A 24,687-nucleotide genomic window follows, 5' to 3' on the forward strand; every position below is an offset into this window, starting at 1 on the left:
TGGCGTGTTCTCGTACGGGAAGGCGGTCGGTCAGTGGCGGTCGATCAGTGGCGGTCGATCAGCGGCGGTCGGAGGAGCCGCTCAGGTCGGTCTCGACGTAGAAGCGCTCGGAGCCGGGGGTGACGATCTCTTCGAGAAGTTCGGCGATCTCCCCGCGGCGGGTCCAGGTCTCGCGGGTCCAGCGGAAGACGGGGGTGCCAGGGGCGAGCCCGAACAGCTCCGCCTCGTCCTGGCCGACGGCGTACGGCTCGACGTAGAGCCTGGATCGGACCAGCTCGACTCCGCGATCGCGCAGGTAGGCGTGGGTGGTCAACGGTTCCAACGGCTGGTCGAGCAGATCGGGGGCGAGCCGGAACGGCAGCACGTGCAGCTCGGTGTTGATCACCTTGCCGGCCGCGTTCAGCTTCTGGCGCTCCATCTGGACGACCGCCTCGTCGTCGGGCACGCCCGGCAGGCGCAGCCGCGCCGCGCGGGCGGGCAGCACCTGGGCCGCGACGACCCGGTGGTCTCCGTGCATCTCCGCCCCCTGGATCAGCAGGCCGGTGAAGCGCAGCAGGTTGTGCTGCCCGATGGCCTGCGCGACGAAGCTGCCGCGGCGGCGGAAGCGCACGATCAGCCCGGCGTCCGCGAGGTCGCGCAGCGCTCGCTGCACGGTGATGCGCGAGACGCCGAACTCCTCGCAGAGCTGGACCTCGGTGGGGATCCGGGTGCCCGGACCCCACTGTCCGCTTCTGATGCGTGCCTCAAGCACCCTGCGGATCCGCACGTGGAGCAAGAGGTCACGTTCTGACATGCCAAAATACTGCTTGTAGCGAATAGTCATGTCAATACTCCATTAGTCATAACTTTTCGGATTGTCCGGTTTTGCGCGAGGCTCGTCCTAGGCTGATCACATGGACATCGCCGCTGCCGCGAAGCTCTGGGACGCCGCCCCCGGGTGGCTCAACACCGCCTCCTACGGCCTGCCGCCCCGCCGCGCCGTCGAGGAGTTGCAGGCCGTGCTGGCCGACTGGCGGCGCGGCACCAGCGACTGGAAACCGTGGGACGCCTCCGTCGGACGGTCGCGGGCGGCGTTCGCCGAGCTGGTCGGCGCGCAGGCCGCGGACGTGACCGTCGGCTCGACGGTCTCCCAGCTCATGTCGCTCGTCGCCACCGCGCTCCCGCCGGGTGCCAGGGTGGTGGTGCCGGAGATCGAGTTCACCAGCAACCTGTTCCCGTGGGCGGTGGCGGCCGACGTGGTGGCTGTGCCCGCCGACCGGCTGGCCGACGCGATCACGCCGGGCACGGCGGCGGTCGCGTTCAGCCTCGTGCAGTCGCTCACCGGGTACGTGACGCCGCTCGCCGACGTCGTGGCCGCCGCCCGCGCCCATGACGCGCTGGTCATCGCGGACGGCTCGCAGGCGTGCGGCTGGCTGCCGGTGGACGTCGCGGATGTGGACGTGCTGGCGTGCGCGGCGTACAAGTGGCTGGTGTCGCCGCGCGGGGCCGCGTTCGCGTACCTGTCGCCGCGGGTGCGCGAGCGGATGCGCCCGCTGGCCGCCGGCTGGTACGCGGGCGCCGACGAGGGCGGCTCCTACTACGGCCCGCCGCTGCGGCTGGCGTCCGACGCCCGCGCGTTCGACCTGTCGCCCGCCTGGTTCTGCTACGTCGGCGCGGCGCCCGCGATCGAGCTGATCAACGAGATCGGCGTCGAGCGGATCAGGGACCATGACGTGGCGCTGGCCAACCGGTTCAGGGCGGGGCTCGGCCTGGAGCCGTCGGACTCGGCGATCGTCTCGGTGGAGGCGCCCGGCGAGCGGCTGGAGGCGGCGGGGTTGCGGGCGGCGGTGCGCGAGGGCAAGGTCCGCGCCGGCTTCCACCTCTACACGACGGAGGAGGACGTGGACCGCGCCGTCGCGGCCCTGACCACGCCCTGAAAGGCGGGGGCGGGTTAGGATGGGAGCGCGTTCGCCGGGCGCATCCGGTCCGCGGGGCAGGGACGATCCCACCGGCGGCACGACCTCACACGACCGACGGACCTCGTCCCGTGCACGCGGACCCGGGCAGACGGAGGTTCGCCGTGTCCGAGCTACCCACGCGCCCATCTCTCGAGCACCTGCGCAAGCAGGCCAAGGCCCGCAAACGCGACCGCGGCATCCCGCTCGGCCGCGCCCAGCACGAGCTGGCCCGCGCCTACGGCTTCCCGAGCTGGCCCCGCCTGGTCGAGCACGTCCGCGCGACGGCGCTCGACGGCATCGAACGCGCCCTCGTCCTCGCCGACCCGGCCGCCCTGACCGGCCTGCTCGCCGCCGGGGACGCCGCGCGGGAGCCGGTCGGCGGGCTCGACCCGCTGCTGGTGCTGCTGCGCCGCGCCAGCGCGCCGGAGTCCCGCGTACGCGAGTGCGCCCGCCTCCTGCTCGACGCGGGCGCCGACCCCGGCGCGCACACGCCGGAGAACGGCGGCGAGTGGCGGCGCACGGCGCTGTTCGACGCGGTCGAACGCCGTGACCTGCGCCTCGCCCGCCTCCTCGTCGACCGCGGGGCCACGCCGGACGAGGACGCCTTTTACCACGCCTGCGAGCAGTCCGGCACCGCCTTCCTCGACCTGCTGTACCGGCCGGGCTTCGAGCGGCTGGTCGTCCGCAAGCTGGACTTCGAGGACGCCGGCGGGCTGCGCTGGTTCCTCGCGCACGGGGCCGACGTGAACGCCGCCCACGCGCTGCACCACGCGATCGTCCGGGGCAGGAGCACCACGATCCTGACGATCCTGCTGGACGCGGGCGCCCAGATCGACCTGCCCTGGGACCGCTGGGACGTCGGCCGCCGCCCGCTGGCGCTGGCCGCCCGCTGCGGGCACCTGGCGGCGTACGAGCTGCTGCTCTCGCGCGGCGCGACCGCCGAGCTGGACCCGGTGGACGCGGCTGTGCTGGCGGTGGCGCGCGGCGAGTCGGCCCGCCTGCCCGTGGCGCCGGTGCCGGTGCTGGGCGTGCCGCACGACGGTGACTTCGGCTGGCTGCTGGGGCAGTTCGCGCTGCTCGGCCGGACGGAGGTGGTGCGGGCGCTGCTGGATGCCGGGATGGCGGTGGACACGCGGGGCTACAGCAACTTCACGCCGCTCGACCAGGCGGCCATGCAGGGGCGGACGGCCACCGTACGGCTGCTGATCGAGCGCGGGGCGGATCTCGCCGACTGCGCGTTCGACGAGGAGGGGCCGACGCCGCTCGACTGCGCGCTGTGGGGGCTGCGGAACAACCGGGCCGAGGACGGCGACTACCTCGGAACCGTACGCGCGCTGGTCGAAGCCGGCGCCCCCACCCGGCATCGCCCGCCGACCGGCGACGCCGCCATCGACGCCCTGCTCCCCGCCCGCGAGAGCTGACGAAAGGGCGCGGCGGCTCCCAGCCGGCCACCCCCGCGCCCTGCCCGGTCAGCGGCCGTAGCGGCTCCTCAGGTGCCGCCACCAGTCGCGGAACATCCACGCGTCGAACTCCGTGATCGACGACGCGCTGCCGGCCTTCATCAGGAAGCAGCACACGCCGCTCGGCGTCCAGTCGTAGAAGTCGTCCAGGCCGAACGAGTGGCCGATCTCGTGCAGCAGGATGTGCATGTTGTCGGCGTTGAGGTTCGACATGTAGTACTCGCTGCCGAGGCGCTGCCCCCAGTCGCCGCCCGCGCCGCCGCCGAAGCCGGAGGTCAGCCAGAGCGACATGTCGTAGTGGTGCGACGCGCCGCCGGGACAGTTGGGGTAGTTGCCGCTCTGGTTGAAGAAGCGGCCGCAGGGCTCGGCGCACTGCGGGGCGTTCTCGCGGATGTCGTTGACGTAGATGTCGACCGAGTTGTCGTTCCACTGCAGCTGGGCGCGGTCGCGTACGGCCCAGCCGACCACCTTCACCGGCACGCTGCTGTACAGCCAGCCGTCCTGGCCGGCCATGACGTCCATCCACTTCTTGAACTGGCGGGCCAGCGTGGCGTGGATCTGGTCGCGCTGGGCGGCGGTCACGCCGGCGCTGGAGTCCCAGCGCACGCAGTAGTTGATCGAGCCGCCGTTGGCCATGACCTGGTCCCAGCCGTAGTTACGGAAGCCGTACAGGTTGGGGTAGGTGCTCTCGACGTGCTGCCACACCTCGTTGAGCGGGGTGACGAGGTTCGACGGCGGGTTCCAGCCGCCGCCGGCGGGCGGGTCGTCGGCCCACGCCTTGACCTCCAGCAGCCCGACCGAGCCCTGGCCGCTCTCCAGGACGACGCGCAGCCGCGTGGTGCTCACCGCGGAGGCGAAGGTGACCTTGTTGTAGGCGTTGACGGCGATCGGGTACGTGCCGGGGATGTCGGCGTACGCGCTGCCTGTCCACCGCTGCAGCCGCCACGAGGCCGGGACGCGCACGCCGCCGTTGTCGTCGAAGAAGTACACCTCGGCGGATTTGAGGGTCTGCGCGGAGTTCCAGGTGAGTTGGGCCCATTGGGTGCCGGTGTTGGGCCAGGTGCCCCAGCGGCGGTTGACGGTGTCGTTCGAGCCGGGCGGGTCGATGCCGTCGTTGAGCGCGGCGACGTTCTCCCAGGGTGAGGTATAGGAAGCGGACGGGGTGGCGTTCCTCGCCACGTTGGTGTCGGCATGGGCGGGCGCGGCGGGTGACAGCCAGCCGCAGACGAGCAGCAGCAGGGGCACGACGGCCAGGCGTCTGAGGAGTGCTCGCACGCCGGTCCTCCGTTTCTGGTAGCGCTAACATTCCGGACCTTGAAATAAGGTCGCGCTCCCACATGGCCCGCCGGGGCGCACGTCCTGTCCGGGCCTTCATGGCACGTGCGCGCCGCCGTCGTCAACCGCCGTACGCACGCGGCCACGGCCATCTGCGGCTTCTCGCTTTGAAACTTTCACGGCTACGCTAGACCGGCTCGACTCCCCCGAAAGACAAGGACCCTACGTGCTGAGCACTCACGTGCACGCCTACCTCAGAGCGGCTGCGGGCGACCAGGCCCACCGGGCCGGACCGTTCACGATCCGGTTCGACGAGCACGACGACGCCCTGCCGTTCAACTACGCGATCCCGGACGACGGCGTCACTCCCGCGGCCGAGGAGGTCGCGGCGCTGATGGCGGCCTTTCGCGAGCGGGCGCGCACACCCCGGCTGGAGTACGTGCCGCAGGCCGCTCCCGGCGTCGAGCAGGCGTTGGAGGCGGCCGGGTTCGTGGCGGAAGGCCGCTACCCGCTGCTGATCTGCCCGCCCGACGCGGTCGCGGACGAGGCCGTGCCCGGCGTCGAGGTGACGCTGGTCGACGACGATCCCGGCCTGTGGGGCGCCGCCCGGGTGATGAACGCCGCCTTCGAGGCTCCCGAGGCGACCGAGCACGACGTCGCCAGGCTGCGCAGGGTCCTCGACGGGGGCGGCCTGATGGCCACCGCCATCGACGCCGCCACCGGCGAGGTGGTCGGCGCCGGCCAGCTCGGCGGCCCGCACCTGGGGGTGGCGGAGGTCGCGGGCATCGCCGTGGCCGCCTCACACCGGCGGCGCGGCATCGGCGGCGCGGTCACGGCGCTGCTGACCAGGGCGGGCGCGAAGGCCGGCATCACGACGCCGTTCCTCACCCCGGCCGACGACCGGGCGGCCAGCGTCTACCTGCGGGTCGGCTACCGCAAGGTGGGCGAGATGCTGCACGTCTCCGCTCAAGATCCGGCGAGATAACCCTGCACCACGGGGCCGATGTCGCGGACCAGGTCCTCCACCTCGGCCTCGGCCATCGGCGGCAGGCACAGGACGTAACGGGTCAGGGCGAGGCCGAGCAGCTGGGTGCTGACCAGCCCGGCCCGGTAGGCCGCGTCGGGCGCCTTGGTCACCTGGGTGACGAAGCCGGCGATCTGCTGCTGGAAGACCTCGCGCATGCGCTCGGCCGCCATGGGGTTGGTGCTGGCCGAGCGCAGCAGCAGGACCAGCACGTCGTCGGACAGATCGCCCTCCCAGCGGGCCAGGAAGTGCCGGACGAGCAGCTCGCCCAGCCGGTCGGCCCGCGGCTCCCCCACGGCGCCGAGCCGCAGGTCGACGTCCACGGCCGCGCTGAACAGCCCGGCCTTGCTGCCGTAGTAGCGCATGACCATCGAGGGGTCGACGCCGACCGTCGAGGCGACCGCCCTGATCGTCATGGCCTCGTAGCCCCGTTCGATGAGCAGTTTCCTGGCGGCGGCGAGGATCGCGTTCCTGGTCGCCGCCGACCTCTCTGTGAACGCCATGACAACGAGCGTAGGCCAACACTTGTACGACTTAGGCGAGCACGTGCCGCCATGCCGTGACGGCCTCCGCGACGGCCCCCGCGATGGCCTGCGGCCGGTCCTCCGGGGTGTGGTGGCCGGCTGTCTCCGGGCGTTCGACGATCTCGACGGCGGCGAGGTTCGCCGCACACCAGGCGAGCGTCTCCCGCGTCCACATCGCTCCCGGGCCGGGACGGAAGGCGAGCACCAGCTTGGGGACATCCGTACTCGCCGCCGCCCACCTCCCGAACGCCTCGATCCTGGCCACCACGTCGGCGGGCTCGCCGCCGAGCGGCAGCGACCGCGCCCAGCGCAGCAGCGGGCGGCGGCTCTCCCGCGTCGGGTACGGCGCCTGGTAGGCCGCCAGGTCGTCCTCCCCCAGCGGGGTGGCGACGGTGGCGGGCAGGGAGCGGCGCAGGTGGTCGGGGTCGTCGAGGATCATCTTCTCGCCGGTGCCCGGCGTCTTGATCGCCCTGAACAGGTCGCGGCCTCCTTCGGGAAACTCCTCCCAGGTCATCGGCTTGATGACGGCCTCGGTGACGACGATGCCCCTGACCCTGTCCTGGTGGCGGGCGGCCCAGTCGAAGGCCAGCGCGCCGCCCCAGTCGTGGCCGACGAGCAGCACGTCGTCCAGGTCCAGCGCGTCGAACCAGGCGTCCAGGTAGGCGGCGTGGTCGGCGAACGTGTAGTCGATGTCCGGCTTGCCGGACTCGCCCATGCCGATGAGGTCGGGCGCCAGGCGGCGGCCCTCTGCGACGGCGGGCATGACGTCGCGCCAGAGGTGGGAGGAGGTCGGATTGCCGTGCAGGAACACGATCGGCTGCCCCGCGCCGGTCTCCCGGTGGTGGATGGTGGAGTCGAGGATGCGGGTCACGGGCATGATGCGGCCCTTTCTGTGGCGACGTCGGTGGTGGTCAGGGGCGGAAGGCGGCGGCGTGGCGGGCCGCCCAGTCGGCGAACGTGCGTGGTGCGCGGCCCAGGAGGGTGGCCACGTCGGGGCTGACCTGCTGCTCGGCGGCCGTCGGCGTGCCGAGGACGGACAGGGTGGCCTCGGCGGCCTCCAGCGGCATGAACCGCGCCATCTCGGCGTGGGCCTCGTCCCTGCTCTGCTCGATGAAGCGCACCTCGGTGCCGAGCGCCCGTCCGAGTGCCGCGGCCCGCTCGCGCGGGGTGATCGGCTCGGGTCCGGTGAGCACGTACGTCCGGCCGGCGTGCCCGTCCTGCCGCAGCACCGTGGCCGCGACCTCGGCGATGTCGGCCGGGTCGATGAACGGCAGCGCGGTGCCGGCGAACGGGGCGGCGGCCGTCCGACCGGCGCGCACTGATCCGGCCCAGGCCAGCGTGTTGGTGAAGAAGCCGCCGGGGCGCAGGAGCGTCCACTCCAGGCCGGATGCGCGGACGGCGGCCTCGAAGGCGGCCGGGTGCGCGTACAGGCCGGGCCTGGTTGCCGCGCCCTGCGAGGAGAGCAGGACGACGCGCCGGATCCCGGCACTCTGAGCCGTCTTCAGGACGGCCTCCGGTTCCTGCCCGGCGACCAGCAGGAACAACGTGCTCGCCCCGGCGAAGGCGGCCTCGAGGCTCGCCGGATCGCCGAGGTCGGCCGCGACGTGCCGGACGCCCGCCGGTTGCGGCGCGGGGTTGCGCGAGACGGCGGTGACCTGCTCGCCCGCGGCGGCGAGCAGGCGGACGACCTCGGCGCCGACGTTCCCGGTGGCACCCGTGATGACGTACATGACGACCTCAGTTCTTAGTTAGTTGACTGACTTATAACGGAGACCATAGCGGGCGAGGAGCTGAGCTGTCTATAGTTAGTCAGGTGACTGACTCAAAGCGGCCGGGAAAGCGGGAGCGGCTGGCGGGCGCCGCCGTACAGGTGCTGCACGAGCGCGGGGTCGAGAAGACGACCCTGGCCGACATCGCGCGGGCCGCCGACGTCCCCGTGGGCAACGTCTACTACTACTTCAAGACGAAGGACCAGCTCATCCAGGCCGCCATCGACGAGCACGGCCGCGAGCTCGACACCCTGATCGCCGGCCTCGAACAACTCCCCACCCCGCAGGAACGCCTCAAGGCGCTGCTGCGCGGCTGGATGAGCCGGCCCGACGTCACCGCCCGCTACGGCTGCCCCACCGGCACCCTCGCCTCCGAGCTGGACAAGCGCGACGACGGCCTGGACAAGGCGATCGCCGGGGTGATGCGGCGGCTGCTCGACTGGGTCGAGACGCAGTTCGCGGCCATGGGGCGGACGGACGCGCGGGAGCTGGCCGTCGGGCTGTTCGCCTCGTACCAGGGCGTCGCCCTGCTCACCAACACCTTCCGCGATCCCGAGCTGATGACGGTGGAGGGACGCCGCCTGGAGCGCTGGATCGACTCGCTTGCCGTTTGACCCGCGGGCCGGGGGGCGGTAACGTCCCCCTCCCCTAGCGACGCCTTTCCGGGGCCCGCGGGTGGTGGGGGCCGTATCCATCGGCTCTCCGGAGGCCCGCATGTCCACCGCCTCGCGCGACTTCCGTCTGCTGCTGCTCGGGCAGACCACCAGCCAGCTCGGCGCCCAGGTCAGCGCCGTCGCGATCCCGCTGCTCGCCGTCGTCACCCTGCACGCCTCCCCGCTGCAGCTGGGTCTCGTCACGGCGTCGGGGACGGTCGCGTTCGCCCTGATCGGGCTGCCCGCAGGGGCCTGGCTCGACCGCGTACGCCGCCGCCCGGTCCTCGTCGCCGCCGACCTGGTCAGGGCCGCCCTGCTGGTCACGATCCCGGTCGCGGCGCTCCTCGGCACGCTGTCCATCGCGCAACTCGTGCTCGTGTCGCTGCTCACCGGCGTCGCCCGGGTGTTCTTCGACGTCGGCTACCAGAGCTACCTGCCGTCCGTCGCCGGTCCCGACCTGCTCAAGGGCAACGCCGCCATGGAGACCATCCGGGCCGGCGGCCAGCTCGCCGGGCCCGGCCTCGGCGGCTGGGCGACCACGCTCGTCGGCGCCGCGAACGTGGTGCTGGTGCAGGCCGCCGCGTTCGTCGTGTCGGCGGTGTCGCTGCTGGCGATCGCCGTCCGCGAGCCCGCCGCCCCGCCCGCGGCCGCCGGCAGCGGGATGGCGGGGCAGATCCGGGAGGGGCTGGCGTTCGTGGCGCGAACCCGCGTGCTGCGCGCGCTGCTCGTGACGAGCGCGGCCGGCAACCTCTCCTTCGGCGTCGCCTCGGCGGCCGGGTTCGTCTTCATGGTCCGTACTCTCGGCCTTCCGCCCGCCGCGATCGGCGCGGTGCTCGCGCTCGGCTCGGTCACCGTCATGCTGGGCGCCGCCATCACCCCGCGCCTGGCCCGTCGGTACGGTTCGGCGCGGATCGTCTGGCTCTGCCTGGCGGTGACCGGGCCCGCCGGGCTGCTCACACCGCTCGCCACCCCCGGCTGGGGCGTCGCCCTGCTCGTGCTCGGCACCGCCGCCGGCGAACTGGGACAGATCGTGTACGCCATCACGAGCGTCACCCTGCGCCAGCGACTCTGCCCCGACCGGCTGCTCGGCCGGGTGAACGCCACCATGCGCTGCTTCGTGACCGGCATCTTCCCCGCGGGCGCCCTGCTGGGCGGCGTACTGGCGGAGGCCGCAGGAGTACGAGCGGCGCTCTGGACCGCCGCCGTGATCATCCTGGTGTCGCCACTGCCGACGTGGCGTGCCCTACGCGGCACACGGGACGCGGAGCAGCCCCGGCTCTGACCGAAAGCGCCGGCTCGGCGCCCACCGTGACGGGAAACGTCATGGCGTTCGCCGAGCACCGTCCGACCGAGTCCCGCCGACGGAACCCGACCTGATCAGTCACCCTCCCGCTGCAAACCCCTCATGTCCTGTCGTCAGAGCTCCTGAACTGAACAAGCCCCACCACCGCCCCACTTCGTCGGAGGCCGGATGCCGAGGGTCCGAGGTGGCGGGGCCGGTGTGTGCGCGGCGGCTCAGGAGCCGCTGGCGAGCCAGTTGGCGTGAGCGCCGTGAGCCCCCGCGGCAAGCCAGGCCGCTGCGGCGGCCGTGTCACCGGGGATGACGACCGAGGCGGCCCACCGCTCCGCACACAACCCCCGGACGCGCTCCCGTAACGGACCCTGCGCCATCAGGACGCCACCGGCCAGCACGATCGGCGACGTCTCCCCAGGCACCCGGACCCTGGCCAGCGTGGCCAGCAGCCGATCGGCGGCCGACTCGATGATCGCAGCAGCCGCCGGGTCACCCGCCTCGGCGGCCTGCCCGACGAGCGGTGCCAGCGGCGCGAGCGTCGCCACGGGCGCAGCCTGCGCCCGAATGATGATGAGATCAGCGGTACGCGAGCTCAACGCCGCCCCAGGCCCAGCCACCGCCTCAACAACCGACCGCGCCAACTCACCCTCCGCCCCGACAACGCCCGAGCCGCGAACGCGGCCACCCACATTCACCGCTGAGCCGGAGCAGGCCGGGTCGTCCCCCGCACTCCCCACCGAACCCGAGCGACCCCCGGAGTCGCCCGCGCTTCCCACCGCAGGTTGGGCCGCCTGGTCCACGGGTGTAGGGACGGCGTCAGGTTGTCCCGCCGGGGAGTCGCCCATCCTGTTGGCTCCCGGCCGGGCCGAGTGGTTGCCCGACATGTCGGGTGTGGAGCTGGTTGGTGGGGTGGTGAGGTGGTGGATGGTGTGGCGGGCGGCGGCGCGGCCGAGCCAGAAACCGGAGCCCTCGTCGCCCAGCAGCCACCCCTGGCCGTCGGCGACCTCCGTGACCCGTCTGTCCGCTACGCGCAGGGCTACGGCTCCTGTCCCCGACAAGAGGACGTGGCCCGAGGGCTCAGGGGTGCCGGCTACGAAAGCGAGCAGGGGGTCCTCGACGCCGCGTACCGGAAAGTGCAGGCCGCAGTCGGCCCAGGCGCGGGTGAAGGCGGCGTGTACGGCGGGGTCCTCCAATGCGCCGAGGCCGGCGAGGCCGATCACCCCGTTCACCACCCGGCCGGGGTCGGTCGCCCCGAGCGCTTGCTTGACGGCGGTGGTGATCTCGGCGAGTGCGGCCTCCACGCCGTGTGCGACGGGGTTCCCCCCGCCGGCCAGGCCGTAGCCGGCTCGTTCGCCGGTGGACGTGGTGAGCAGGGCACGCGTCGAGGTGCCGCCGGCGTCGATACCGAGGAAGAGGTCCATGGTCGCTCTCTTGTCGCGCTGAGGGCTGGGGGGTTGGCGCGCACTGTACTCGACCCGCCCCCACCACCCCAGCCCCAGCCGACCGTCCGATCTCGCCAACCCCACCCAATGAACGACCCCACCCCGCCGCCCCTGTCCCCGCCGTCCCTCTCCCCGCTGGCTCCGACCCGCCTTCTCGCCTGGCGGGGCGTGGGATACTGCGGAAATGGCGCGGGTCGTGTTCATCGGGGTCGGTGACGTGGAGTTGACGCGCCGCGTGGTGTCCGCGCTGGTGCTGGGGGCCGGGCTGCGGGGCGAGCTGGAGATCGTGCTCCATGATGACGATCCCGGAAAGCTGGTGACGACCGAGCGGCTGGTGCGGGCGATCGACGCGGAGGCGGGGTCCGAGGCGAAGATCCGCAGTGTGTTCGATCGGCGGCAGGCGCTCAGGGGCGCCGATTTCGTGGTGAGTCATCTCGACATCGGCGGGTTCGAGGCGACGTTGCGGGACTTCGAGATCCCGCACCGGTACGGACTGCGGCAGACCATCGGCGACACCATCGGCATCGGAGGGATCTTCCGGGGGCTGCGGACCATCCCCGTGCTGGTCGAGCTGGCGCGGCAGATGGCCGACGAGTGCCCGGACGCGTGGCTGCTGAGCTGCAGCGACCCGATGGCGATGACCGGGTGGGCGGTGCACGAGGCCACCGGGTACGAGCGGTTCGCCGGGTTGTGTCACGCGGTGTGCGACACGCACGCGTACCTGGCCGATCTTGTGGGGCGCGATGAGGATGAGGTGAGCTTTCTCAGCGCCGGGCTCAATCACCAGTCGTTCGTGCTGCGGTTCGAGGCGGGCGGGCGGTCGCTCTATCCCGAGCTGGACGCGGTGCTGGAGGCCGACCCGCAGCTGCGGCGGCACGTACGCGCCGAGCTCTACCGTACGTTCGGCTACTTCCCGACGCAGTCGAGCGAGCACGCCGCCGAGTACGTCCCCTGGATCATGCGCCACCCTGACGAGACCGCCCGGCTGGGCGTGCCGGTCGAGGAATACCTGCGGCGCGTCGGCAAGAGCCTGCACCTGTACGAAGAGACACGGCGCGCCCTGTCGGCGGGCCACCCGCTGCTGATCCGGTGGCAGCACCAGGAGCCGGCGGCGGCGATGATCCTGGCGATGCTGACCGGCGAGGAGAAGGAGATCTACGTCAACGTGGCCAACCGGGGCCTGATCGGCAACCTGCCTGAGGGGTGTTGCGTGGAGGTGCCGGCGGTGGTCGGTGCGGCGGGGGCACGGCCACGGGCCGTCGGCGATCTGCCGGTGCAGCTCGCGGCGCTCAACAGGACGTTCCTGAACGTCGTGGAGCTGACCGTACGGGCGGCGCTCGACGGTGATCGTTCGCACGTCTATCATGCGGCGATGCTCGACCCCAACACCGCCGCCACGTTGCCGCTGCCCGCGATCAAGGCGCTGTGCGACGAGCTCATCGAGGCGCACGGCGACCTGCTGCCGCCGGCGGTCCGTGCGTGATGGAGTCGATGCCAACGGAGGTGCGCCGCGAGCGCATGCTGGCGCTGCTCACCGAGCAGGAGTTCGCGCGGGTGGCGGAGCTGGCCGAGGCGTTCGGGGTGTCGAGCGTGACCGTGCGCGCCGACCTCGACGCTCTGGAGGAGCAGGGCAGGGTACGCCGGGTGCGCGGCGGGGCGATGGCGGCCGGTCCCGCCCCGCATGTGGAGCCGTCGTTCGAGCTGTCGCTGGGCACGGCGGCGGTGGAGAAGTCGCTGATCGCGAAGGTGGCGGCGCGGCTGGTGACGTCCGGCGAGTCGGTGCTGATGGGGGCCGGCACGACCACGTCCTACGTGGCCCGCGAGCTGGTGGCGCGCTCGGAGCTGACCGAGGTGACGGTGTTCACCAACGGGTTGCGTACGGCGCTGGAGCTGGAGCCCGCGTTGCCCCGGATCTCGGTCGTGGTGACCGGCGGGAGCCTGCGCCGCCAGCAGCATTCGCTGGTCGATCCGCTGGGCGGCAAGCTGCTTGAGGGGATCAGGGCGCACACGGCGATCCTGGGCTGCGGCGGGGTCGATCCGGTGGCCGGGGTGACGAACGTGAGCCTGCCCGACGCCGAGATGAAGCAGCGGATGTTGCGGGCGGCGGCCAGGAAGATCCTGGTGGCGGACGCGTCGAAGCTGGGTGTGGTGGAGATGGCCCCCATCTGCGCGATCGGGGAGATCGATCTGCTGATCACCGGGGAATCGGCCGATCCCGAGTGCGTGGCGGCGCTGCGCGACAAGGGGCTGGAGGTCGAAGTCGCCCGCTGAGCCAGATCCTGAGTTTCGGCGGCGAGGGCCACGCGCCGGCGAACAGGGCAGGCGCCCCGGGCGGATCACTGCCCGGGGCGGAGGGAACGGCGGTCAGGCGCGGAGTGCCTCTGGCAGGAGGTCGCCGTGGGCGCGGGTGAGGTCGTCGGCCATCGACCAGATCTCGTCGAGGGTGAGTGAGGCGGCCGTGTTCGGGTCCACCATCAGGGCGTGCCTGACCAGGCGGGGATCGCCCTCCTGCGCCGCCCGTACCGTCAGCTCGTTGACGCTCACGTAAGACCTGTTCAGGGCCGCGCACTGCGGGGGCAGCGCACCGACGGCGGTGGGGCGGACGCCGGTGGCGTCCACCGCGCAGGGCACCTCGACGACGCAGCCGTGCGGCAGGTTCGAGATGAGGCCGTCGTTGACGACGTTGCCGTAGACGACGCGCGGCGTGCCGGTGACGATGCTGTGGATGATCTGCGGCGCGTACTCGTCGGTGCCGGCGATGTCGAGCTCGCCGCCGCCGCGTACGAGGTCGCGGGTGCGCTTGTAGTCGGCCACGTTCTCTTCACTGACCCGCAGGTACTCGCCGACGGGGATGCGCAGCCGGTCGAGCTCGCCGTCGTGGTGCATGAGCCACGGGACGTACTCGGCGGAGTGCTCGCTGGTCTCGGTCGGGTAGTAGCCGAGCCGCCGGTACATGTCGATCCTGACCCGCCGCCGCAGCTCGGGGTCGTCGGCGTCGAGCCGGGGGTAGAGGTTCTCGCCGTCGCGCTCGAAGCGCAGCACCCACGCCTGGTGGTTGACGCCGGCCGCGACGTACGAGATCTTCTCGTACGGCACCGACACCAGGTCGGCCAGCCCCCGCATGGTCCAGTAGACGGAGTGGCAGAGGCCGACGACGTTCTTGACCTTGCCCGACAGGTACCAGACGTTCATGGCCATCGGGTTGGTGTAGTTGAGCAGCAGCGCGTCGGGGCAGACGGCACGGATGTCGGCGGCGAGGGCGTCGAGCAGGGGGAAGGTGCGCAGGGCGCGGAAGACGCCGCCGGCGCCGATGGTGTCGGCGATGGTCTGGCGCAGCCCGTACCTGGCGGGGATCTCGAAGTCGGTCACCGTGGCGTCGTAGCCGCCGACCTGCACCATGTTGATGACGAAGTCGGCGCCGTCGAGCGCCGCGCGGCGGTCGAGGTGGGCGGTGACGGCGGCGGCGTCGCCGGTGATGCGGCGGGCGACGGCCTCGGCGACCTCCAGGCGCTCGGGGTCGATGTCGTGCAGCGCGATGCGCATGCCGCGCAGTTCGGGGAAGGCGACCAGGTCGGCGAGCAGCCCCTGGGTGAAGACGACGCTTCCCGCCCCGACGAACACGATCTTCTTCATGAGGTTGCTTCCTCCCAGGTGGGCTGGGCCGCGGTGCCCCCGGCGGCGCGGGTGGAGAGGGTGCCGCAGGTCACGGCCACGGTCATGGCCTGCTTGAGCGGCAGGCCGCGCAGGAGCGCGGCGAGCAGGCCGGCGTTGAAGCTGTCTCCCGCGCCGACGGCGTCCACGACGGTCGCGGGGGTGGCGGGCACCTCGGCGGGCTCTCCGTCGGCGAAGGCGAGCGCGCCGAGCGCGCCGCGCTTGACGACGGGCAGCGTGCCGAGGGCGGCCAGCTCCCGTACGGCCCGGAGCAGCGGATCGGGCTCGCCGCGATCACCGCGCTGGCCGGCGGCCGGTGGCGGGCCGGCGACGGCGGTGGCCACGGCGGTGGCGATGGCGAGGGCTTCGGCTTCGTTCGGGAGCAGGACGTCGGTGACGGGCAGGACCTCGGCGAGGCCCGCCCACCGTCCCGCCGGGTCGTCGTTGGTGTCGAGCGAGGTGGACGCCCCGGCCGCCCTGGCCAGCCGGAACAGCCCGGCGAGCCCGGCGGCGAGCCGCGGCTGGAGGAAGTACGACGACACGTGGACGTGCGCGGTCCGCTCCAGCAGCCCGCGCGGCACGTCGTCCGCGCCGAGCCGGTCGAGGCAGCCGGAGGCGGTGAGGATGGCCCGGTCGTCGCCGTCCACGAGCACCACGGTCATGGCGGTGGGCACGTCGGGGTCGACGACGCAGGCGGAGACGTCGACGCCGCCGGAGCGCAGGGCGTCCAGGACGAAGGCCCCGGCGGGGTCGTCCCCCACCCGGCCGACGAACGCGGTGCGCAGGCCGAGCCGGGCGGCGCCGTACGCGGTGATCGCACCGGAGCCGCCGAGCACCAGGCCGGCCGCGGGGACGAGCTGTTCCCGCTGGCCGAACTCGGGATGGCGAGGCGCACCGGAGACGATCACGTCCGGGTTGGCGTCGCCGACGACAAGCAGGTCGAAGGTCGTTCTGGACACCACGGCACCGTTGCAGGTGTTGTGAAAGCTTGTCAAGTCTTGCGATTTTTCGAAGGTATTGACAAGACTTCGAAAGTAACCATGATTGGCTCCAATCATTCCGGGAGGAGCATCCACAGTGCGAAGAAGAACCGCGGCGGCCCTGGTCGCGGCGATCGTCCTGGCGGCCGCGGGCTGCGGGGGGTCGGCGCAGGAGGGCGCGAAGACGGTGGACCCGCAGGCGAAGGTGAAGCTCACCTGGTGGACGGGCCAGACGGCGGACGCCGAGAAAATCCTCGAAGGGCTGGCGGCGAAGTTCACCCAGCAGCACCCCAACGTGACGATCGAGGTCTCCTCCGGCGCCTCGACCACCGACGACCTGCTGCAGAAGCTCTCCGCCGGCTTCGCCAGCGGCGTCTACCCCGACATCTCCTACGCTTTCGGAAGCTGGGCCTCGCAGCTGCAGGAGTCGGGCAAGACGCTCGACCTGACCGAGAAGGTGAAGGACCCGGCGGTCAAGTGGGCGGAGTTCCCCGAGGCGGCCCGCTCGACCGCGACGCCGAACGGGCAGGTCATCGGCTTCCCCGCGATCGTGGACAACCTCTCGCTGATCTACAACAAGAAACTCTTCGACGCCAAGGGCGTGGCGTACCCGACCGACGAGTGGACCTGGGACGACTTCCGCGCGGCGGCCAAGAAGCTCACCGACCCGGCGGAGAAGATCTACGGGACCGCGTACTCGGTGAGCGCCTCCGAGGACACGACCTGGCACTTCTGGCCGCTGCTGTGGCAGCGCGGCGGCAGCATCCTGTCGCAGGACCAGAAGAAGGCCGCGTTCAACTCGCAGGCCGGGGTGGACGCGCTGGAGTTCCTGCGGGCGATGGCGGTGGACGACAAGAGCGTCTACCTCGACCAGACCGACGAGCGCTACGCGCCGCTGTTCGCGGACGGCCGCATCGGCATGATCATCAACGGGCCCTGGTCGCTGTACGACCTCAAGCAGAAGAAGACCGACTACGGCGTGGCCTTCCTGCCCGGCACGAACGGCGACCACCAGACCGTCTCGGGCCCCGACCTGTGGACGCTGTTCGACAACGGCGACGCCAACCGCGCCTACTGGTCGTTCGAGCTGATCAAGTGGCTCACCTCGGCCGAGGGCGACGCCCAGTGGAACCTCACCCAGGGCAACCTGCCGCTGCGCAACTCGGAGACGAAACTGCCCGAGTACGAGAAGTACGTCAAGGAGTACCCGGGCGCCGAGAAGATGGTCGCCAACCTGGCCAACGCCAAGCAGGCCAGGCCCACGGTCAGCGGCTACGTGGAGATGTCGCGGCACGTCGGCGAGGCCATCGCCAAGGCCATGCAGGGCGCGGCGCCGCCCAGGCAGGCCCTTGACGAGGCGGCGCAGAAGTCGGCCATCGCGCTGGCCGGGGGCTGACGATGTCGGGGTTGTTCGCCGGGCGCCGGCCGGCCGCCCACGTCTCGGCACCGCCGTCCGGCAGGGCGCGGTGGCTGCACCGCACCCTGACCGGATGGGGCTTCGCCGGCCCCGCCACCGTGCTCGTGGTCGGCCTGTCGATCTTCCCGGCGGTGTGGGCGTTCCTCATCTCCCAGCAGAAGTGGAACGGCATCTCCCCCGCCAAGCCGATCGGCTGGCTGAACTACCAGCTCATGGCCCAGGACCCGGACCTGCTCGCGGCGGTGCGGCACACGCTGATGTTCACGGTGCTGTTCGTGCCGGCGTCGATCTTCCTCGGCATGCTCGTCGCCGTCGCCCTGAACCGGCCGATCAAGCTGGTCGGCTTCTACCGTACGTGCATCTTCATCCCGTTCGTGGCGTCGGCGGCGGCCACCGGCATCCTGGCGAACTTCGTCTTCAACCCGCAGTACGGCGCCGCCAACAGCGTCCTGCGCACGCTCGGCCTGCCGCAGCAGCAGTTCCTGGAGAGCCAGTCGCAGGCGCTCGCGGTGATCTGCCTGATCGCGCTGTGGGGGCAGGTCGGCTTCACCGTGGTGGTCTATCTGGCCGCGCTGCAGGACATCCCGAAGGACGTGGTCGAGGCGGCCCGCATGGACGGCGCCAACCGCTGGCAGGTCTTCCGGCACGTCACGATGCCGCAGCTCGGCCCGGTGACCGTCTTCACCTCCATCTGGCAGACGATCACCGCGCTGCAGTTGTTCGACCTGGTCTTCACCACCACCAGGGGCGGCCCGCTCGGCGCCACCCAGACGATCGTCTACTACGTCTACACCCAGGCGTTCAAGCTCACGAAGTTCGGCTACGGCTCGGCCGTGGCGTACGGGCTGTTCGCCGCCACCATGCTCATCACCGTCGGGATGATCCTCTACTCCCGGCGCAGCAAGATCGAGGCCTTCTGATGCGACGCCTGCCGTTCAGCCCGTGGCACCTGCTGCTGATGCCGCTGGCGCTGCTGTTCGCGCTGCCGCTGGTGCAGATGGTGCTGACCGCGTTCATGCCGGACAGTGACATCAACCGCTTCCCGCCCCGCTTCATCCCGAGCCGGCTGACCCTCGACGGGTTCGCCGGCCTGTTCAGCCAGTCGTCGGCGCTGCTGTGGCTGCTCAACACGGTGATCGTGGCCGCCGTCGCGGTGGTGTCGCACCTGATCCTGTGCTCGATGGCCGGGTACGGCTTCGCCCGGCTGAAGTTCTTCGGCAAGCAGGCGGGGTTCCTGATGATCCTGGCGACCATCATGATCCCGACGCAGCTGCTGATGATCCCGACGTACGTGATGTTCAGCCGGCTCGGCCTGATCGACACGCTGGCGGCGGCGTTCGTGCCGTGGCTGGCGTCGGCGTTCGGGATCTTCCTGATGCGGCAGTTCTTCCTGTCGCTGCCCGCCGAGCTGGAGGACGCCGCCCGCATCGACGGGTGCACGACGTTCGGCGTGTTCTGGCGGGTGGTGCTGCCGCTGGCCAAGCCCGCGCTGGCCACGCTGACCGTCTTCACCCTGCTCGGCTCGTGGAACGACCTCATCTGGCCGCTCATCGCCATCAGTGACGAGAGCAACTACACGATCCAGCTCGGCCTGGCCAACTTCCAGGGCACCAGGCACACCCAGTGGTCGCTGCTCATGGCCGGGAACGTGGTGGCGACGCTGCCGCTGATCGTCGGGTTCGTCGCGGCGCAGCGGCAGTTCGTCGCCACCATGACGTTCACCGGCCTGAAGGGCTGAGCGCTACCAGGCGACGGGCAGCGAGGTGAGGCCGTACACGATGTTGAACGAGCGGAACTCCGCGGGCGGGCCCTCCTCGCGCAGCCCGGGGAACCGCTCGAACAGCGCCGGGAAGGCCATGCCCATCTCCATCCTGGCCAGCGGCGCGCCGAGGCAGTGGTGCACACCGTGACCGAAGGCGACGTGGCCCATCTCGCCGCGTGAGATGTCGAGCCGGTCGGGGCCGGGCACGAGCGCGGGGTCGCGGTTGGCGGCCGGCAGCACGCAGACCACCAGCTCGCCCTCCGGGATGCGCACGCCCGCCACCTCCACATCCGTGGTGGTCACCTTGAACGTGCCCGAGTGCACGATGCTGAGCCAGCGCAGCAGCTCCTCGACCGCCGCGCCCCACCGCTCGGGCTCCTTGCGCAGCAGGTCGAGCTGGTCGGGGTGGCGCAGCAGCGCCAGCGTGCCGAGGCCGATCATGTTGGACGTGGTCTCGTGGCCGGCCAGCAGGAGCAGGCCGCCGATGCCGATCAGCTCGTCGGCGGACAGGTCGTCGCCGTGCTCGCGGACGAGCATGCCGAGCAGGTCGTCGCCCGGGTCCTTGAGTGCCCGGCCGACCAGCTCGGTCATGTAGGCGCGCGACTCCAGCTGGGCAGCGACCCGCTGGTCCACCGGCAGCGACAGGTCGAGCGTGGTGCCGCTGCGGCGCTGGAAGTCGCCCCGGTCCTCGTACGGGACGCCGAGCAGCTCGCAGATCACCAGCGACGGGATCGGCAGCGCGAACGCCGACACCAGGTCGGCCGGCGGCCCCGCCGCCTCCATGGCGTCGAGGTGGGCGGTGACGATGTCCTTGACGCGCGGCTCCAGGCGGCGCATGCGGCGCATGGTGAACTCGGGGGTGAGCATGCGGCGCAGCCGCGTGTGCTCGGGCGGGTCGAACATCAGCAGGTTGCCCGCCCGCATGCGCCGCACCTCGTCGTCGCTGAACTCCGGCGCGCCCGGCGGCCGGTGGCCGGGCTGGCGGGCGTTGCTGAACCGTGCGGGGTCGCCCAGCACCTCCCTGACGTCGGCGAACCTGGTCACCATCCAGACGTCGATGCCGAACGAGGTGCTGACCTTGCGCACGCCCTCCTCCTCGCGGATCCGCGCGAGGTCGGGATCCGGGGTGAAGGTCGAGCGGCGCATGTAGACGGGCATCTCCGCCGCGGTTTCAGTCATCAGATAGGTCTCCTCCCTGACCTTATTAAACGTCCGGGAGGCGGCGGGCGCGGCGGCGGGGCCCGGCCGGTTCGCCCGCGGCGGCCCGCGATCCCGGCCGTGACAGCCCCGGCCGGGATCGCTCAAAGGTTTGCTACTCGCGCGTGGCGGGGTCGCCGAACGCCACGGCGGCGGGCCGCTCGCAGGTGCTCCCGACGTCCACAGAACGGCCGGAGTGCGCCGAGGCGAGCAGCGACTCCATGACGTCCAGGACGTGGAACGCCATCGCGCCGCCCGCCCTGGGCTCCCGCTCGGACAGGAAGTCGATGAGGCCCACGCCGCGTCCCGCCTCGGCGTACCCGGCCGAGACCGGCAGCTCCCTCGCGGCCTGGTCGCCGAGCCTGGTCAGCAGCACCGGGCCGTCGAAGCGGTTGGGGTCGGGGACGACGAGCGAGCCCCGCTCCCCGTGCACCTCGATGTTGGGCGCGCGGGTCGCCACCGCGTCGAAGCTCATCACCAGCGTGGACAGCACACCCGACTCGTGCACGAGCACGCCGGTGACGTGGGTGTCCACGGTGACCGGGATCGCCTCTCCCTGGCGCGGCCCCGAGCCGATCGTGCGCTTGGCCCGCGTCCTGCTGGCCGCGCCGATGACCGTGGCCACCGGGCCGAGCATGGTGATCAGGCTGCTGAGGTAGTACGGGCCCATGTCCAGGAGCGGCCCGCCGCCCGGCACGTAGTAGAAGTCGGGGTTGGGGTGCCAGCGCTCGTGCCCGGGCGTCATCATCGTCGCCGTGGCCGCGATGGGACGGCCGATGAGCCCCTCGTCGATGGCGACCCTTGCCGTCTGGATGCCGGTGCCGAGCACGGTGTCGGGCGCGCAGCCCACCCGCACCCCGGCCTGGCCGGCGGCCTCCAGCACGCGCTTGGCGTCCTCGCCCGTCGCGGCCAGCGGCTTCTCGCAGTAGACGTCCTTGCCCGCGGCGATGGCCCGCAGCGCGATCTCCGCGTGCGCGGCCGGGACGGTGAGGTTGATCACCACCTGGATGCGCGGGTCCGCGAGCAGCTCGGCCACGTCCAGCACCTCGACGCCCTCGTACGGCTCCGCCGCCGCCCGCGCCCGCTCGGGGTCGAGGTCGGCCACCGCCACCAGCCGGATCTGGGGCAGGCGGGCGATGGTCGTCAGGTATTGGGCCGAGATGGCGCCGCAGCCCACGATGCCGACGGTCAGCGGCTGGCCCACAGCATGCCCCTCTCGACGATCGTCCGCACGCTGTCCTGCTCCAGCACGTCCAGGCTGTGCCCGGGAGTCGCCACGAAGATCTTCCCCTTGCCCCAGCGGCGGGTCCAGATGGCCGGCGAGGTCACCTCGCGGTGCCACGGATCCCACGGCCGCACCTTCTGCGTCGTGGTGGCCAGCACGTCGATGTAGTCGTCGGTCAGCACCCAGTACTGCTCGGTGACCAGGTCGAAGTCCTCGATGCCCTGCGTGATCGGGTGCGCGGCCGCCTCGGGCAGCATGTTCACCGTGTACGGGACGAAGTTGTGCCGCTCGGTGCCCGCGTCGGGGTCGTCGGGGTGCTTGCCCGGGTGGCAGGCGAACTGGCCGCCGATGAGGTGCAGGTAGTCGGAGGAGTTGCGGAAGGAGTCGGCGATGCCGCCGTGCCAGCCCGCCATCCCCGTGCCCGCCTCGATGGCCGCCCGCAGGCCCTTGAGCTGGTCCGCCTCGATCGTGCCCATCGTGTAGCACTGCACGACGAGGTCGATCTCGGCCATGAGTGCGCTGTCGGCGTACGGTGCAGGGCTGTCCGCCAGCTGCACCTCGAAGCCGTTCTTCTCCAGGAAGGGCACGAAGAGGTCGGTGGCCGCCACCGGAGCGTGGCCCTCCCAACCGCCTCGTACCACGAGAACCTTGCGCGTGTGCTCGCCCGCCATGCAATCGCCAATCACTCGATGAACCATAAATCGGCCGTGCACCGCCCAATCCTCAAATAGCGGCACACTTCGCCAATTCTGTCTGACTTCCCCCAAAACCCCCACCCCCCATTTTGGCGAGCCTCGCGCCTAGGCCGTCCGCCAGGGGGCGGGGCGAGCACGAGCGTTCCAGGCCGCGGACTAGCCGGAGGTGAGGGCGTGGCGGGCGTAGGCGCGGACGTCGGCGTCCGGGTCCTGCAGAGCTCCTTCCAGGGCGGTGGCCACCGCCTCGTCGGTGGACCAGGTCGTGAGGGTCAGGACGGCGGCCTTGCGGACGTCCAGGTTCGGGTCCGACAGGGCCGCGATCAGGGGTTCGGTGGCGAGGGCCGGGTCGGCGGCGGCCAGGCAGCGGGCGGCGCCGGCGCGTACCTGCCAGGCCGGGTCCGACAAGGCGGGCAGAGCGTCGGGCACCAAGGGGGCTCCGGTGGCGGCGGACGCCTCCAACGCGGCTGCTCTGCCGTGGGCGGTGTAGTCGACGGGACCGGCACAGGCGGGGGTCGCCGTCCCCGTCCCCGCCCTCGTCCTCGTCCCGGTGTGAACGGTCGCATCCAGCTCCAGACGCGCTCAGTCTTCGGGGTGGAACTGGCCGAATCGGCCCTGGTGGTAGAGGAGCGGCCGGCCGTCGCCGTGCGTGCGCACGTCGGCGACCAGTCCGACGACGAGCACGTGGTCGCCCACGTCGGCGGTCTCGTACGGCAGGCACACCAGGTGCGCGCAGACGTCCTGGAGGAGCGGCGCGCCGAGCGGTCCCGGCCGCCAGCGGGTGGGCGGCGCGAACCTGTCGATGCCCTTCCGGGCGAACCTGGCGGCCAGGTCGGCCTGGTCGCCGGACAGGATGTTGACGGCGAAGTGGTCGGCGGTGCGCAGCCAGGGCCAGGTGGTGGAGGACTGGTCGACGTAGAAGGAGACGAGCGGCGGTTCGAGGCTGACCGAGGAGAACGAGGTGGCGGTCATGCCGACCGGGACTCCATCGTTCTGGGCGGTGATCACCACGACGCCGCTGGCGTGCACGGCGAGCGCCCGGCGGAACGATTCGGCGCCGACGACGCGTCCGGGCATCGTGTCGGTCATGCCCGGACCCTTCCTTCCTGGTCGCGGGTCGTGGTGGTCGGTGCTGGGCCGGTCGGGGATGGGATCACGGGATCGTTCCTCACAGGGAAGACGTGCGCGCGCGGCACCCTGGCGGTGTGGTGCGGGAGCGCGGTGTACGGGTTCGTCAGCGGGAGCGTGGACGGCGCCGGCCACGCCGGAGCACGACAGGGACGAGGGAGACGAGGGAGAACGCGGCGGTACGCCGCGGGCGGTGGTCCGTGATCAGCGACACTGCGCGCTGGCGACGTGGCAAAAGTCCACGTGGGGGCGCGCGGTCAGGAGGAAGCCCTGGCTCATGACTTCGACGCTAAGCCGCACGTCCGGATAAGTCAATATTTCCTACTTGTTATACAGGAAATATGTCGGGGAGGCCCGCGTAGACGCGCCGCGCGTTCCCCCCGAGCACCGCGGCGACGAGATCGGGCGCCTCGGCGGGAAGCAGGGCGGCGACGTTCCTGGCGTTGGCGGCGCCGGGGACGCCGGGCCAGTCGGTGCCGAACATCCACCTGCCGGCCAGGCGGGCCAGGTCGTAGCGGGCGTAGTACTCGGGCAGCCGCTTGGGCGGCAGGCCGGACAGCTCCAGCCAGACCGTGTCGTGCGCGAGCGCGAGGAACGCGGCGGCGTCGTACCACCAGCCGCGCCCGCCGTGCGCGAGCACCACGTGCAGCCCGGAGAAGTCGCGCAGGACCGGGATGAGGAAGGCCGGGTCGGCTTTCTCGTTGGCCGAGCCGGGGAACGTGCTGGTGCCGCAGTGCACGACCAGCGGCACACCGCTCTCCTCCAGCACGTGGTAGGCGGGGTAGAGTGCGGCGCGTCGCAGCGGAACCCGCCGTGCACCGGGTGCAGCTTGAGCGCGGCGGCCCCTAGCGCGAGCTGGCGGCGCGCACCTCGGCGGCGATCGGATGGTGCAGGTGCGGGTTGACGTTGGCGATCGGGCGGAACCTGCGCGGGTTGTGCTCAACGATCGGCAGCAGGTCCTCGAACTCCTGCATGCCGGTCGCCTTGGGGCTGTACTCGCACATCAGCAGCGCCACGTCCACGCCCTCGGCGGCGAACAACGCGTCGAGCCTGCCCGGGCGGGGCCGGCCTTCGGTGTCCCAGACGTCGTCCAGCACGCCGTCGGCGCCGAACCGCCCGGCCCAGCTCAGCCAGGCGGGCTTGAGCGTGCCGAGCACGGGCACGTGCACGTGGGCGTCGATGAGCGGGCGGCCGTCGAGCATGTCCCGTACATTACGCTCGGCGGCGGCGGAAGATCAGCCCTGACATTCGACGCCA

General features: G+C 71.8%; 25 protein-coding genes. 10 read left to right on the forward strand and 15 right to left on the reverse strand.

Annotated features, from left to right (window positions below):
* Window positions 1-58: 58 nt before the first annotated feature.
* Window positions 59-793: a GntR family transcriptional regulator gene (locus ABZW11_RS37215; RefSeq protein WP_355428028.1), complete on the reverse strand. Its 735-nt coding sequence runs from the start codon at window positions 791-793 to the stop codon at window positions 59-61.
* A 100-nt stretch (window positions 794-893) separates the two neighbouring features.
* On the opposite strand from ABZW11_RS37215, the gene ABZW11_RS37220 reads away from it, so the two are divergent.
* Both ABZW11_RS37220 and ABZW11_RS37225 read left to right on the forward strand, forming a co-directional pair.
* Window positions 894-1,916, forward strand: a complete 1,023-nt coding sequence (locus ABZW11_RS37220; RefSeq protein ID WP_355428031.1) for an aminotransferase class V-fold PLP-dependent enzyme — start codon at window positions 894-896, stop codon at window positions 1,914-1,916.
* Window positions 1,917-2,059: 143 nt separating this feature from the next.
* Window positions 2,060-3,358 carry an ankyrin repeat domain-containing protein gene (locus ABZW11_RS37225; RefSeq protein WP_355428034.1) on the forward strand — a complete coding sequence of 433 codons (1,299 nt, stop codon included), beginning with the start codon at window positions 2,060-2,062 and terminating at the stop codon, window positions 3,356-3,358.
* Between the two features lie 48 nt (window positions 3,359-3,406).
* On the opposite strand, the gene ABZW11_RS37230 is transcribed toward ABZW11_RS37225, so the two are convergent.
* Window positions 3,407-4,672: a hypothetical protein gene (locus ABZW11_RS37230; RefSeq protein ID WP_355428037.1), complete on the reverse strand. Its 1,266-nt coding sequence runs from the start codon at window positions 4,670-4,672 to the stop codon at window positions 3,407-3,409.
* 226 nt (window positions 4,673-4,898) lie between these two features.
* On the opposite strand from ABZW11_RS37230, the gene ABZW11_RS37235 reads away from it, so the two are divergent.
* Window positions 4,899-5,657, forward strand: coding sequence for a GNAT family N-acetyltransferase (locus ABZW11_RS37235; protein ID WP_355428040.1), 759 nt, complete (start codon window positions 4,899-4,901; stop codon window positions 5,655-5,657).
* On the opposite strand, the gene ABZW11_RS37240 is transcribed toward ABZW11_RS37235, so the two are convergent.
* From ABZW11_RS37240 to ABZW11_RS37250, 3 genes are read right to left on the reverse strand one after another with little or no spacing between them, the layout of a single operon-like run.
* Window positions 5,639-6,199: a TetR family transcriptional regulator gene (locus ABZW11_RS37240; RefSeq protein WP_355428043.1), complete on the reverse strand. Its 561-nt coding sequence runs from the start codon at window positions 6,197-6,199 to the stop codon at window positions 5,639-5,641. The genes ABZW11_RS37235 and ABZW11_RS37240 overlap by 19 nt on opposite strands.
* A 31-nt stretch (window positions 6,200-6,230) precedes the next feature.
* Window positions 6,231-7,097 carry a haloalkane dehalogenase gene (locus ABZW11_RS37245; protein WP_355428046.1) on the reverse strand — a complete coding sequence of 289 codons (867 nt, stop codon included), beginning with the start codon at window positions 7,095-7,097 and terminating at the stop codon, window positions 6,231-6,233.
* 34 nt (window positions 7,098-7,131) lie between these two features.
* A complete protein-coding gene (locus ABZW11_RS37250; protein WP_355428049.1) occupies window positions 7,132-7,950 on the reverse strand; it encodes an NAD(P)H-binding protein in 819 nt (272 codons plus the stop codon).
* Window positions 7,951-8,033: 83 nt separating this feature from the next.
* Between ABZW11_RS37250 and ABZW11_RS37255 the strand changes: the two genes are divergently transcribed.
* Together ABZW11_RS37255 and ABZW11_RS37260 are read left to right on the forward strand one after the other, a co-directional pair.
* Window positions 8,034-8,603, forward strand: a complete 570-nt coding sequence (locus ABZW11_RS37255) for a TetR/AcrR family transcriptional regulator (RefSeq protein ID WP_355428052.1) — start codon at window positions 8,034-8,036, stop codon at window positions 8,601-8,603.
* A gap of 100 nt (window positions 8,604-8,703) precedes the next feature.
* Complete coding sequence (locus ABZW11_RS37260) at window positions 8,704-9,924, forward strand: MFS transporter (RefSeq protein WP_355428055.1); 1,221 nt, start codon at window positions 8,704-8,706, stop codon at window positions 9,922-9,924.
* Window positions 9,925-10,157: 233 nt separating this feature from the next.
* Here the strand turns inward: ABZW11_RS37260 and ABZW11_RS37265 are convergent, their stop codons facing one another.
* A complete protein-coding gene (locus ABZW11_RS37265) occupies window positions 10,158-11,357 on the reverse strand; it encodes a BadF/BadG/BcrA/BcrD ATPase family protein (protein WP_355428058.1) in 1,200 nt (399 codons plus the stop codon).
* 205 nt (window positions 11,358-11,562) lie between these two features.
* Between ABZW11_RS37265 and ABZW11_RS37270 the strand changes: the two genes are divergently transcribed.
* Both ABZW11_RS37270 and ABZW11_RS37275 read left to right on the forward strand, forming a co-directional pair.
* On the forward strand, window positions 11,563-12,861 hold the full coding sequence (locus ABZW11_RS37270; protein ID WP_355428061.1) for an alpha-glucosidase/alpha-galactosidase: 1,299 nt from the start codon (window positions 11,563-11,565) through the stop codon (window positions 12,859-12,861).
* 8 nt (window positions 12,862-12,869) lie between these two features.
* Window positions 12,870-13,649, forward strand: a complete 780-nt coding sequence (locus tag ABZW11_RS37275) for a DeoR/GlpR family DNA-binding transcription regulator (RefSeq protein ID WP_355428064.1) — start codon at window positions 12,870-12,872, stop codon at window positions 13,647-13,649.
* A gap of 93 nt (window positions 13,650-13,742) precedes the next feature.
* Here ABZW11_RS37275 and ABZW11_RS37280 read toward each other — a convergent pair whose 3' ends face one another.
* Both ABZW11_RS37280 and ABZW11_RS37285 read right to left on the reverse strand, forming a co-directional pair.
* The gene (locus ABZW11_RS37280) at window positions 13,743-15,011 is read right to left on the reverse strand and encodes an alpha-glucosidase/alpha-galactosidase (RefSeq protein ID WP_355428067.1); all 1,269 of its coding nucleotides are present in this window, start codon (window positions 15,009-15,011) and stop codon (window positions 13,743-13,745) included.
* Window positions 15,008-15,988, reverse strand: coding sequence for a carbohydrate kinase family protein (locus ABZW11_RS37285; protein WP_355428070.1), 981 nt, complete (start codon window positions 15,986-15,988; stop codon window positions 15,008-15,010). The genes ABZW11_RS37280 and ABZW11_RS37285 overlap by 4 nt, the downstream gene beginning before the upstream one ends.
* Window positions 15,989-16,106: 118 nt before the next feature.
* On the opposite strand from ABZW11_RS37285, the gene ABZW11_RS37290 reads away from it, so the two are divergent.
* The 3 genes from ABZW11_RS37290 to ABZW11_RS37300 are packed head-to-tail and all read left to right on the forward strand — an operon-like array spanning window position 16,107 to window position 19,164.
* Complete coding sequence (locus ABZW11_RS37290; protein WP_355428073.1) at window positions 16,107-17,405, forward strand: ABC transporter substrate-binding protein; 1,299 nt, start codon at window positions 16,107-16,109, stop codon at window positions 17,403-17,405.
* 2 nt (window positions 17,406-17,407) lie between these two features.
* The gene (locus ABZW11_RS37295) at window positions 17,408-18,346 is read left to right on the forward strand and encodes a sugar ABC transporter permease (protein WP_355428076.1); all 939 of its coding nucleotides are present in this window, start codon (window positions 17,408-17,410) and stop codon (window positions 18,344-18,346) included.
* Window positions 18,346-19,164 carry a carbohydrate ABC transporter permease gene (locus ABZW11_RS37300; RefSeq protein WP_355428079.1) on the forward strand — a complete coding sequence of 273 codons (819 nt, stop codon included), beginning with the start codon at window positions 18,346-18,348 and terminating at the stop codon, window positions 19,162-19,164. The genes ABZW11_RS37295 and ABZW11_RS37300 overlap by 1 nt, the downstream gene beginning before the upstream one ends.
* Window positions 19,165-19,167: 3 nt before the next feature.
* Here ABZW11_RS37300 and ABZW11_RS37305 read toward each other — a convergent pair whose 3' ends face one another.
* The 7 genes from ABZW11_RS37305 to ABZW11_RS37335 form a co-directional block, all read right to left on the reverse strand.
* On the reverse strand, window positions 19,168-20,367 hold the full coding sequence (locus tag ABZW11_RS37305; RefSeq protein WP_355428082.1) for a cytochrome P450: 1,200 nt from the start codon (window positions 20,365-20,367) through the stop codon (window positions 19,168-19,170).
* A 133-nt stretch (window positions 20,368-20,500) separates the two neighbouring features.
* Complete coding sequence (locus ABZW11_RS37310; protein ID WP_355428085.1) at window positions 20,501-21,589, reverse strand: Gfo/Idh/MocA family oxidoreductase; 1,089 nt, start codon at window positions 21,587-21,589, stop codon at window positions 20,501-20,503.
* Window positions 21,574-22,218, reverse strand: a complete 645-nt coding sequence (locus ABZW11_RS37315) for a ThuA domain-containing protein (RefSeq protein WP_355428088.1) — start codon at window positions 22,216-22,218, stop codon at window positions 21,574-21,576. The genes ABZW11_RS37310 and ABZW11_RS37315 overlap by 16 nt, the downstream gene beginning before the upstream one ends.
* 243 nt (window positions 22,219-22,461) lie before the next feature.
* Window positions 22,462-22,731: a HEAT repeat domain-containing protein gene (locus ABZW11_RS37320; protein WP_355428091.1), complete on the reverse strand. Its 270-nt coding sequence runs from the start codon at window positions 22,729-22,731 to the stop codon at window positions 22,462-22,464.
* A gap of 153 nt (window positions 22,732-22,884) precedes the next feature.
* Complete coding sequence (locus ABZW11_RS37325) at window positions 22,885-23,391, reverse strand: flavin reductase family protein (RefSeq protein WP_355428094.1); 507 nt, start codon at window positions 23,389-23,391, stop codon at window positions 22,885-22,887.
* 367 nt (window positions 23,392-23,758) lie between these two features.
* On the reverse strand, window positions 23,759-24,373 hold the full coding sequence (locus ABZW11_RS37330) for an amidohydrolase family protein (protein WP_355428097.1): 615 nt from the start codon (window positions 24,371-24,373) through the stop codon (window positions 23,759-23,761).
* Window positions 24,276-24,632 (reverse strand): hypothetical protein, encoded by a 357-nt coding sequence (locus ABZW11_RS37335; RefSeq protein WP_355428100.1) that lies wholly within the window; start codon window positions 24,630-24,632, stop codon window positions 24,276-24,278. The genes ABZW11_RS37330 and ABZW11_RS37335 overlap by 98 nt, the downstream gene beginning before the upstream one ends.
* Window positions 24,633-24,687 lie beyond the last annotated feature (55 nt).

The organism is Nonomuraea sp. NPDC004580, assembly GCF_040609855.1.
GTDB lineage: Bacteria > Actinomycetota > Actinomycetes > Streptosporangiales > Streptosporangiaceae > Nonomuraea > Nonomuraea salmonea.

What these genes read in the sequence shown, in the direction of transcription:
- ABZW11_RS37265 (WP_355428058.1), bottom strand. Translation starts at nt 11,357, where the DNA reads ATGGACCTCTTCCTCGGTATCGACGCCGGCGGCACCTCGACGCGTGCC.
- ABZW11_RS37250 (WP_355428049.1), bottom strand. Translation starts at nt 7,950, where the DNA reads ATGTACGTCATCACGGGTGCCACCGGGAACGTCGGCGCCGAGGTCGTC.
- ABZW11_RS37215 (WP_355428028.1), bottom strand. Translation starts at nt 793, where the DNA reads ATGTCAGAACGTGACCTCTTGCTCCACGTGCGGATCCGCAGGGTGCTT.
- ABZW11_RS37220 (WP_355428031.1), top strand. Translation starts at nt 894, where the DNA reads ATGGACATCGCCGCTGCCGCGAAGCTCTGGGACGCCGCCCCCGGGTGG.
- ABZW11_RS37335 (WP_355428100.1), bottom strand. Translation starts at nt 24,632, where the DNA reads ATGCTCGACGGCCGCCCGCTCATCGACGCCCACGTGCACGTGCCCGTG.
- ABZW11_RS37240 (WP_355428043.1), bottom strand. Translation starts at nt 6,199, where the DNA reads ATGGCGTTCACAGAGAGGTCGGCGGCGACCAGGAACGCGATCCTCGCC.
- ABZW11_RS37245 (WP_355428046.1), bottom strand. Translation starts at nt 7,097, where the DNA reads ATGCCCGTGACCCGCATCCTCGACTCCACCATCCACCACCGGGAGACC.
- ABZW11_RS37325 (WP_355428094.1), bottom strand. Translation starts at nt 23,391, where the DNA reads ATGACCGACACGATGCCCGGACGCGTCGTCGGCGCCGAATCGTTCCGC.
- ABZW11_RS37260 (WP_355428055.1), top strand. Translation starts at nt 8,704, where the DNA reads ATGTCCACCGCCTCGCGCGACTTCCGTCTGCTGCTGCTCGGGCAGACC.
- ABZW11_RS37295 (WP_355428076.1), top strand. Translation starts at nt 17,408, where the DNA reads ATGTCGGGGTTGTTCGCCGGGCGCCGGCCGGCCGCCCACGTCTCGGCA.
- ABZW11_RS37300 (WP_355428079.1), top strand. Translation starts at nt 18,346, where the DNA reads ATGCGACGCCTGCCGTTCAGCCCGTGGCACCTGCTGCTGATGCCGCTG.
- ABZW11_RS37270 (WP_355428061.1), top strand. Translation starts at nt 11,563, where the DNA reads ATGGCGCGGGTCGTGTTCATCGGGGTCGGTGACGTGGAGTTGACGCGC.
- ABZW11_RS37280 (WP_355428067.1), bottom strand. Translation starts at nt 15,011, where the DNA reads ATGAAGAAGATCGTGTTCGTCGGGGCGGGAAGCGTCGTCTTCACCCAG.
- ABZW11_RS37275 (WP_355428064.1), top strand. Translation starts at nt 12,870, where the DNA reads ATGCCAACGGAGGTGCGCCGCGAGCGCATGCTGGCGCTGCTCACCGAG.
- ABZW11_RS37305 (WP_355428082.1), bottom strand. Translation starts at nt 20,367, where the DNA reads ATGACTGAAACCGCGGCGGAGATGCCCGTCTACATGCGCCGCTCGACC.